The following is a 9,206-nucleotide window of genomic DNA, read 5'->3' on the forward strand; positions in this document are numbered from 1 at the left end:
AGCGGATTGCTTTTTTCGAAGTGATTTCAGTTCAATTACACTTTCTTTTATAGGAAATATACGAGGTTTTGCCATTCTTAAAGATAAACAATAATAACAACATTAACTATTTAAATTGGTATTAGAGGCTGCTCTGCTCCATGGTGGGGCTTGTTCAAAGGTGGTTGAAAAAAATAAAGGTGGTGTTACACCAACGATTACAGTTGCTATAAAGTTAGTATTTTCAACAATATCATGAAATACTGGCAACGGGGTAGCGCCTGCATTTGCCAATTGAATGGGCTTGATGCCAGTTAATGATTCCCATTGACCAAGCTGAATGTTAAATAGTACTCTGGAAGACCCTACAAGGACTAGATCATCTCCAGTTGCCTTGTCCACATTGGCTCGTGTTTTTGCCCAAAGGTATTTATCGTCGTCTAAATCTGGGAAATAGCCTTGAGAACGCCAATAGATTTCCCAAGAAGCAACAAAAGCAATACCTAATATGATGGCCAGAGTAAAAGATTTTTTAAGGTTCATAAGGGTTGGTTTAATTGGTTAAATAAATATAGATTTAAACCTAGAAATTTTCTTCATTTACATCTTTTATAAATGTGATTATTCCGTTGAAAAAAACTTCAGGATCATCAAATTGAGAACAATGGCTACCATTAGTAGTTGCACTTCTCCCATTTTGAACTTCAGTCGACATCCATTCCATATATTTCGGGTCCATGGTATCGTGTTTTGCACCTAGCATTAGGGTTGGGACTTTTATTTCTTTTAGTCTTTCTGAAATATCCCAATCACTTAAAGTAGCTTCATCGGTAATACCAAATTCACTTGGACCTTGCATATAGATGTAAATATTTGGATTAAGATGCTCGAACATGAGGTGGATGGATTTTGGCCATTCCTCTAGTGGTTTACGCAAAACATGTTCGGTGTAGTAATGCTCCGTCAAGAGTTCTTCGTATCTAGGGTTGGAGTAATCTTTATCAGCCTCTAATGCTTTAATTTCTTTTAAAACGTCTTCAGGCAATTGAGGACCGAGCACTTCTTGAACATACTTGTTATATTCGGGGAAACTGGCAACCATATTAGAAACGATAAGCCCTTTTAAATTATCTTGATATTTTAAGGCATATTCCATAGCAAGAATACCACCCCAAGATTGGCCAAGTAAGTAAAAGTTATCTTTATTCAGGCCTAAAGCTTTTCGGACTTGCTCAACCTCTTCTACATAATGCTCAATAGTCCAAAGTGAAGGATCGTTGGGCTTGTCGCTATAATAGGAATCGAGTTGGTCATAGTAAATGTATTCAATTTCTTCGTTGGGCAAGTAACCTTCAAAATTACCAAATTGCTCATGGGTTCCACCTGGTCCACCATGAAGGAGAAGGACACGCATTTTTGGATTGTTACCCATGCGTTTGGTATATACGTTGAAAGTTCCTTTTGGAGTTTTTATAGGAATCATGTTGATGCCACCAGTAAGCTGGTCATCACTGTTTGAATAGTCGAAGTAACCAGATTTTTCGGTTACTGTTGTAGTTTCTGTTTTGTCTGATTTTTCAGTTTTTTCAACACAACCGAAAAGCACCAAAATAATAGTGGTTAAAAAGAAATCTAGTTTTCATAGTTTAAGGGTTTAAATTAAATTGTGTAGATGTTAGTGTTTTTCATTATTTTAGAATATTGTTTATCGGTTCATAAATGAAAAGTTACCGATTTTGAAGTTCAAAGATTTCAGCTAAAAACAAAGTTTGATACAAGCCAAAAGCTTTGATTTTACTACAATTTTGTTTGTTTTTTATATACATTTTGTGCACAAGTATTTCTACTCTTTCTTAAAGGCAAGAATTTGTGTTATTATACTTTGGTCATCAGGAAAGCACCATTGTTCAGCAATTTTACCATCACTTATTCGATAAATAGAAACCTCGTATATTTCAATTTTAGCTCCTGTCGAATCAATTCCTTCATAAGTTTTGGTATGGGTTGCTGTGGCTTTATACCGCATTGCAACTTTGTCTTTTTCTTGAATAACATCCACTAGCTCTTCGTGCCAATTTGGAAAAATTGCTCTCCAATCTGAAATTCCTTTTTTAGCCGCTGGTATTCCTGTCCATTTTTCACTCGTTAAATAATGATTAACAAAGTCTGTTGTTAGTATATCATCTAAATTGTCAATTTTATCTCCACTCCAAACTTTGTGATAGTTCAAAACAATTTCTTTGTTTTTCTCTAAAATTGAATTCTTATCTGTTGATTGACAACTACATAATAAGAAAATTGTAGTTAGTACAGTTAAAAAGGATTTATTCATAATTATAAGATTTTATTTTTTATTTGTACACAACATATTATTAAACACACAAGACCTGTTAGGTCTCAAGTACTAAGTTTTTAGTATAACTAAAATAGGTATTATCATTTTTTAAAAATTTGTTTTTTACCATAAGTCAAAGAGCGCCAAAGCCATTCAAATGGACCAAATTGGAAATATTTTAACCAGATGGGACTGGTAATTAATTGAAATATCCAAATGCTAAAGACCACGTAATATAGTTCATAACGTTCCAATAATCCATAATGACCAAAGCCAAGAAAGAATATTGAGGTGATAATGCTGTGCATTAAATAATTAGAAAGCGCCATCCTTCCTACAGCAGCCAAGCTTCTTTGAAGAAAACTAAGAATACCAGATTTGATAAACAGCATAAATAATCCAACGTGTCCAAGTGTGACAAACAATCGACCAATATTGTAGGTTTGATGAGCTTCGTAAATGGTTAATGGATCGTAATTACTTTCTGTAATCATCTTTACTTCATAGTAATTTATGCTTAAACCAACAGCATATCCAATAATAGCAAGTAACAGGTAGAATTTTACTGACTTTTCACCATGAAGTATTCGGAGTTTAAAAAAGGCCATGCCTAGCATCATAAAACTCAAGATATCCCAAAGTCCATAGCGGTACTGAAACCAAGTTTGCATCCATTGGATATAGTTTGATTTAGTTTTAAAAATTTTGAAATAACCGCTATGTATTGCCTCTATATTTTCTTTGATTTCCTCTGAAGTTTTAGCAGTGGTCAATTTTTTCCATTCCGCAATTTTTTGTTCAGCTTTAGTATCAATTGCAGTTCCGTTTGCTTTAAGCGTAATGGCTTTTTCAGCCTCTTGTTTTATTTCTTTGTTAGTATGAAAACTATAAACGTCCAAAACTACACCCAAGCTGATTAATATTGCGGCAATTGCCATTAGACTCTTTACACGTAAGTTTCTAAATGGAAACAGAAAGAATCCAAACAAAGCATAGGCATATAAAATGTCTCCATCCCATAGAAATACCCAAGAATTGATTAAACCAAAGAATAATAACCACACGATTCTACGGTAATATACATCTGCGGTTGAAATGCCAGCTCCACGGTCAATTAGTCGACTGGTGAGTAGGATGACTCCTGCACCAAAGAGTATGGTAAACAGACCTCGCATAGTGCCTTCAAAAAATAGCTCGTTTGCAAACCATACGTAGTAGTTCAAGCCTTCAGTATGACCGAGTATGCTAGGGTCTGAGTATGAAAAAGGCAAACCCATACCATTGATATTCATAAGTAGAATTCCCAATAAGGCAATACCTCTAATCACATCCAAAGCATTGATACGAGATGTGTTTTGGGTGGGTTTTAATTCATTTGTTGTTAATGGTTCCATAAATGTGTTAATTAAACTTTTAGTGAATATTGGTGTCATGCTTATGATTCCTTGCTTCTTTTGGGAAAATATTTTACTGCAGAGGCACTGAGAGCGCAGAGATTATATGAACTAGACTATTTTTTTCATTTGTGTTTATGATTTAGGTTAATAAATACGTTTCTTAAGTTAGAATAAGACTAAAAACCCTATTCAGCTTTATACACTTCCAATTCAATTTCAATCATAAATTCAGGTAGTGCTAGTTCTTTTACACCCAACCACGAGCCAGTTGGGAAATGGTTTTTATAAATTTCAGTTCGGTAGGCAGCGTGTTCCAAAACAAACTCATATCAGTAGTAAACACGTCTTCTTTCACCACATCGTCAAATGTGTAACCGTAGTGAGTGAGAATTTTTTCTAAATCGGCATAGCAATTTTTCATCTGTTGAGCAAGATCCCCAACGGCTTTTGGGTTGCCTTCATCATTCATACTTACCGCACCAGAAATTTTGATGTGGTTTCCGATTTTTACCGCATGGGAATACCCATAAGCCTCTTCAATTTCTGGTTTAAGTTGAAAGTATTCGGATTTATAAGTTAAAGCGGTTTCAGCTTTTTCTAATGAAGTATCTTCAGTTTGTTGTTCGTTTTTTTCAATACAACTTATTGTTGAAAACATCAAGATTGAAAGGAAAGCGATGACTTGTAATTTTAAGGTTTTCATCTTATTATTCAATAACATTTTAAAACTTAGTATTGATTTAGTTTCTTAGACCTAACAGGTTTTAAAAATCTGTTAGGTCTGGTTTTCTTTTCATCATTTTTAAACACTAGGCTTCCTAAAACCATGCTTATACAGCTGGCTATAAAACCATAGATTGTTGCATCGATCGTCGTGTCTAACAAAAAGCACGTAAACCAAGTTAAACCACCAAGAGCCATAGCAGACCAGGCACCACCTACAGATGCTTTTTTCCAAAACATCCCAAACATAAAGGGAGCAAAAAGGCAAACTAAAATTAAAGCCAGCGAAGACTCTACAAGCACAACAATATCTGTATCGCTGAACGCAAAATAACAAGAGAACGCGGCGACGATTATGACACTAAAACGTGTAAATAGCAGTAAACGACTGTCTGTAATTCCTGGTGCATTAGGTTTGATGAGGTTTTCCCCAATTACAGATGCGGGAGCAAGCATAGCACCGCTACAAGTACTTAAAATCGCCGAAATTAATGCCCCGTAAAACAAAATTTGAACGGGAACACCCATCATAGAATTAACCAAAGCCGGTATAACGTTTTGATAATCGCCCTCGTCTATTAAAGTAGGGTCTAAATAAACGCCTCCTAATCCAATAATAAGTGGAACTGTAGAGACAACTGTGAGTAAAAGCCCGCCGAGAAGTAATCCATTGCGTGCAGCTCTTTGACTTTTCGCAGAAAACACCCGTTGATAGATTTCCTGAACAGGGATCGCTCCTGCTGTAAAAGCGAGTATCAGCGCAATATATCTTGACCACTCTTCTACACCAGCATTTTTGGGATAGAAACTAAAAAATTCAGCGGGTTGATTGGCAAAAATGGGTGTAAGACCATCAGTTTGGTTTAATATTTCAACTAAAAGTATGATTAAACCGAGAAGAATCATGATGCTTTGTACCATGTCAGTATAAGCTACCGCCCACATCCCACCAATATAGGTGTAAAACACAACGATTCCAGCACCAAGAAAAATACCATAATCAATAGGAACACCTAAAATAGAATTAAACAAATACGCTAAGGCAATAAACTGTGCCGCAATCCAATGTGGATAGCTAAACACCATAATAACAGATGAAGTCGTTTCTATGGCTTTATTATACCTGATTTTAAAGAAATCATTTACGGTAACGATATTTAACTTATATAACTTATTTGAGAATAAAAAAGCAACAATAATTAAGCACACTGCAATGGTAAGTATCAGTGTGGCGTAAGCCGAAAACCCATCTCTTATAAAATAAGCAGAATTCCCCATGACAGACCCACTACCAAACCAAGTGGCAAATAACGTTACAGCCACCAAGGGCGTGGACAAGCTTTTTCCAGCTAACGTAAAATCGCCAGATGTTTTGATTTTTTTGGAAGCCCAAAAGCCAATGCCCAAAGTCACTAACAGATAAATAATAATAAAGAAACTGATCATAAATTAGAGTATGGTATTTACTTTTTCTAGCTATTAAATTCAGTTAGTGGTATTACCACTAGATTAAAGTCCATCCCTAAATCCTGTTTAGCTAGATCATTCTTGTAAACTATTTTAGCTTGATGAGCTGGTTTTTCTCCGTTCAACATTGCGGAAATATCAGAGACTTTCCAGCTTTCACTGGTTAACAAATAGTTTTTACCATGTAAGCCTTTTTTATCAGATGCCTTATAAATTCCATCAGCAACATCCTTCACATCTACAAGTGCCATTTCTGCATCGGTATCGAATAACATTTGTACAAACGGATTAGGTGCAATCTTATTTTTAAATAAAAATTGCAATCCAGAAGAGACAGAATCTTCTCGGTTAGAAAGTGATTTTCCCATAACACCTACAGGTGAGACCGTTGTGATTTCAAAATGAGCATTAGGATGTTCTTTTATGAATTTTTCAACGGTTTGGTTTGCTATAAATTTTGCTTGCGCGTAAGGATGACTTTCGACACTCATAAAGGGTTCATCACTTTCACCTATGGTATCATCAGGTGTTTTCCCGTCTGGTGGTAACGGAAAATTAGTATTATAAGCGGCAACAGAAGCTATAAAGACTACTTTTTTAACCGTAGGTGTTTCGTTAATCACTTCAAGGAAGTTTTCAGTCCCCTTGATTGTGGGGTCAAATAATTCAGTTTTTGGATCTTGTACATCTAACTGAAAAGGTGTTCCGCCGTAAATGACGATCTTACAACCTTGCACAAATTCTTGAAGCTGTTGTTTATTTTCAACTTTAAGCGGGAGTATTTCTAAGTTAATTGAATTTTTTAATTGTTTTAGATGGCTGAATTTTTCAACTTTGTGAATGTCTGTAGAAGATACTTTGACCTTAAAACCTTCTTCTAAAAATTTATTTGTGGTATGGCTTCCTATAAAACCAGAACCACCAATAATTCCTACTGTTTTCATATTTTTAAAATTTAGTTAGCTGAGGCGTCAGCCAGTTTTTTTGTGTCTGTAAATTGCTGAAAGTTTGTAATCTTCCCATCTTCTAATGTCCATAGGTGTGCTACTTGAGCATTGTAAGCTTTACCATTTTTATACATAGCATCGTAACGAAGGGTAGCTAAGACTTTGTTGTCAAACATATTGTTTAGTTTAACATCTTCAAGTTTGAAATATTCGTGTTCTGCACCAATTCTCGCAAACACACCGTTAAGAACAGCTTCTGGACCAATGTATGGGTTGCCGTCTGCATAGGCATTACTTTCTGCTTCATTCCAAACAACTTTAGGATCCATCAGTTCAAGAACTTTTGGAATTTCACCTTTTGCAAAAGCCTTGTACAAATTGTCAATAACTTCAACATTAAAAGGATTCATAACCAACTCTGAAACATCCCAATAGCCGTGTTCCTTGACAATTTTTCCGTCCACAAATTGAACCGTCATATGTGCTGGGATATCGTAGGTTTGTCCGGTGATTTTAAGTTTAGCTTGCCATAAACCCCAAAAGTTCACCCAAGTTTCACCTTTGTCGGTCACTACCATTTCGTATTCAGAATCTTTATCTAGATAAGTCCAAGACGAAAACATAGACGCATCTTGTTTATTATTTTCGATAAGTTGAGTAAGTGTTTGTCCTTTATCTTTTGTGGTATTATTATAAATCATCACCGTATCTGCATAATGTGTGGAAAAATTCTCCCAATCTTGGTTTTGATAGGCATTAATTACCTTTTTGTAAGTTTCGATTTCAGGTGATTGTTGTGTGTAGCGTTTATCGTTACAACTAGCTAAGAGCACTATTGAAAGTGCAAGTAATAAACAATTTTTCATGGTGTTTTAGTTTTAATTGGTTTTAAATTTGAGTATTGAAGCTTCGTTTTTCTTAAAGTTTATAATGCGTAGTAGAGGTATAATAATGATAGGAAGACTAGCTGATGAAGAACCCAGATATCATAAGTCCGGTCATATTATTTAGTGGGTCATCAATAGACCCTATAGATAAAAAGCTAATAATTAAGCCCAGTTGTCCGAATATGATCCATGGTCGTTTTCTTCCCATTGCTGAAAAAGTATATCTATCAATCAAAGGAGCGATTATAATTTTAAAACTCCATGGAATACCTATTACAGCTACAAAACTTGCAATTTCCAAAGGCGATTTATCGTTCATGGCTAACCAAGCGGGTATGGTAAAAAATGTAACTCCGTCAGTTATACCTTGGGCAAAATATAAACCCGAAAAGCCTAAATACCTTAAAACAGGATTTTTGGTTAGGATAAAGTCTTTTTTTCTTAAGCTAGATGCTTTTTTCTTATTCATAATGAAACCACTAAACAAAAAAAGCTGGATAAGAATTAAAAAATCTTGACCCAGCTTTAGCTAATTAAAAATATTCATAAAGATTAGTTAGACAACTCTTCATTGAGTTCCCAGATATAAGACCAAGAGCTACCTAGAGCCATCCTCCATTTATCCATCATTTGATTGGCTTTTTTATCGCCGTGGACTTTTTTGTATAAGGCAAAGGGGGCATCTTTTTTATCATCTTCATCTATGGCTGCATAACTACTAAACAAATCAGTTACCATATAATCAGGATCATCTTCACCTCCACCCATAAAAGAGTACCAGTACCCTCTAGGCTCGCCTTCTTCTGCAGCAATAGTCGCTGTTACCTCTTTTATGATCTCAGAAAATAAAGCTCCATTTTTAACTTTAAAATAAGTGACCCAAACCAGCTTACTATCTGTACTTAAGGTTTTTTTACTCCAATCTGGTAAAGTTTTAGAAATAGCATAATGCGATTTTTCAACGTGAGGCACTATAAAGGTCATTGCTATCATTCTACAGGACTTACCAGCCATATCCTCTTTGTCCATATCAGCCCAGTTTGGCATGTAACCAGTTACCCCGTACACGTTATTCTCGCCTTGGACTCTTGACCAAAAGTTCCAAGAATTAGTTCCTTCATTTTCGTTGTAACACTCTTTCCATTTTTTAACGCCCTCCATAAATTGAGCAGTGTGTCCCTGTTTGACCGTAAATTCGGTCATGGATAACATTCTCTTTTCAAAAGTTTGTGACATCGCCATTAGCGGTAACACCAATAAAATAATAAATAACTGTTTCATGATTTAATTTTTAATTAATAATTGTTTTGATTATTAAACAACTGCAAAGTATTTAACATTCCATTAGGAGTCAATCACATGTTCATGTGGTTTTAAGCCATAAGTATTAAAAATTTAGTTTAACTAACACAATATTTTATTATTCAAGGTCTCACCTTTCAAAACCCAATGGATTAAAGTTTCTGTTTTA

Annotated in this window: 10 protein-coding genes; all 10 read right to left on the reverse strand. The window is 35.1% G+C overall.

What is annotated here, in order from left to right; all coding sequences use genetic code 11:
* Window positions 1-102: 102 nt before the first annotated feature.
* Window positions 103-522 carry a hypothetical protein gene (locus CXF67_RS02615; protein ID WP_257984562.1) on the reverse strand — a complete coding sequence of 140 codons (420 nt, stop codon included), beginning with the start codon at window positions 520-522 and terminating at the stop codon, window positions 103-105.
* Window positions 523-562: 40 nt separating this feature from the next.
* Entirely contained in the window at window positions 563-1,588 is a 1,026-nt protein-coding gene (locus CXF67_RS02620; RefSeq protein WP_257984563.1) for a proline iminopeptidase-family hydrolase, read from the reverse strand.
* A 234-nt stretch (window positions 1,589-1,822) separates the two neighbouring features.
* Entirely contained in the window at window positions 1,823-2,311 is a 489-nt protein-coding gene (locus tag CXF67_RS02625; protein WP_102087332.1) for an ester cyclase, read from the reverse strand.
* A gap of 104 nt (window positions 2,312-2,415) precedes the next feature.
* Window positions 2,416-3,708 (reverse strand): DUF418 domain-containing protein, encoded by a 1,293-nt coding sequence (locus CXF67_RS02630; RefSeq protein WP_102087337.1) that lies wholly within the window; start codon window positions 3,706-3,708, stop codon window positions 2,416-2,418.
* A gap of 250 nt (window positions 3,709-3,958) precedes the next feature.
* A complete protein-coding gene (locus CXF67_RS02635; protein WP_308302165.1) occupies window positions 3,959-4,414 on the reverse strand; it encodes a RidA family protein in 456 nt (151 codons plus the stop codon).
* A 26-nt stretch (window positions 4,415-4,440) separates the two neighbouring features.
* Window positions 4,441-5,880, reverse strand: coding sequence for a high affinity choline transporter 1 (locus CXF67_RS02640; RefSeq protein ID WP_102087333.1), 1,440 nt, complete (start codon window positions 5,878-5,880; stop codon window positions 4,441-4,443).
* Between the two features lie 26 nt (window positions 5,881-5,906).
* The gene (locus CXF67_RS02645; protein ID WP_102087334.1) at window positions 5,907-6,845 is read right to left on the reverse strand and encodes an NAD-dependent epimerase/dehydratase family protein; all 939 of its coding nucleotides are present in this window, start codon (window positions 6,843-6,845) and stop codon (window positions 5,907-5,909) included.
* A gap of 11 nt (window positions 6,846-6,856) precedes the next feature.
* Window positions 6,857-7,714 carry a nuclear transport factor 2 family protein gene (locus CXF67_RS18590; RefSeq protein ID WP_257984564.1) on the reverse strand — a complete coding sequence of 286 codons (858 nt, stop codon included), beginning with the start codon at window positions 7,712-7,714 and terminating at the stop codon, window positions 6,857-6,859.
* A 97-nt stretch (window positions 7,715-7,811) separates the two neighbouring features.
* Window positions 7,812-8,204 (reverse strand): MFS transporter, encoded by a 393-nt coding sequence (locus CXF67_RS02655; protein WP_102087335.1) that lies wholly within the window; start codon window positions 8,202-8,204, stop codon window positions 7,812-7,814.
* An 83-nt stretch (window positions 8,205-8,287) separates the two neighbouring features.
* Window positions 8,288-9,016, reverse strand: coding sequence for a hypothetical protein (locus CXF67_RS02660; RefSeq protein WP_102087336.1), 729 nt, complete (start codon window positions 9,014-9,016; stop codon window positions 8,288-8,290).
* Between the last annotated feature and the right edge of the window lie 190 nt (window positions 9,017-9,206).

The sequence above is a fragment of the Psychroflexus sp. MES1-P1E genome (assembly GCF_002836055.1).
In the GTDB taxonomy this organism is placed as follows: Bacteria; Bacteroidota; Bacteroidia; order Flavobacteriales; family Flavobacteriaceae; genus Psychroflexus.

Coding starts and splice junctions, on each gene's coding strand:
- CXF67_RS02615 (WP_257984562.1), bottom strand. CDS start 522: ATGAACCTTAAAAAATCTTTTACTCTGGCCATCATATTAGGTATTGCT.
- CXF67_RS02625 (WP_102087332.1), bottom strand. CDS start 2,311: ATGAATAAATCCTTTTTAACTGTACTAACTACAATTTTCTTATTATGT.
- CXF67_RS02630 (WP_102087337.1), bottom strand. CDS start 3,708: ATGGAACCATTAACAACAAATGAATTAAAACCCACCCAAAACACATCT.
- CXF67_RS02635 (WP_308302165.1), bottom strand. CDS start 4,414: ATGAAAACCTTAAAATTACAAGTCATCGCTTTCCTTTCAATCTTGATG.
- CXF67_RS02640 (WP_102087333.1), bottom strand. CDS start 5,880: ATGATCAGTTTCTTTATTATTATTTATCTGTTAGTGACTTTGGGCATT.
- CXF67_RS02645 (WP_102087334.1), bottom strand. CDS start 6,845: ATGAAAACAGTAGGAATTATTGGTGGTTCTGGTTTTATAGGAAGCCAT.
- CXF67_RS18590 (WP_257984564.1), bottom strand. CDS start 7,714: ATGAAAAATTGTTTATTACTTGCACTTTCAATAGTGCTCTTAGCTAGT.
- CXF67_RS02655 (WP_102087335.1), bottom strand. CDS start 8,204: ATGAATAAGAAAAAAGCATCTAGCTTAAGAAAAAAAGACTTTATCCTA.
- CXF67_RS02660 (WP_102087336.1), bottom strand. CDS start 9,016: ATGAAACAGTTATTTATTATTTTATTGGTGTTACCGCTAATGGCGATG.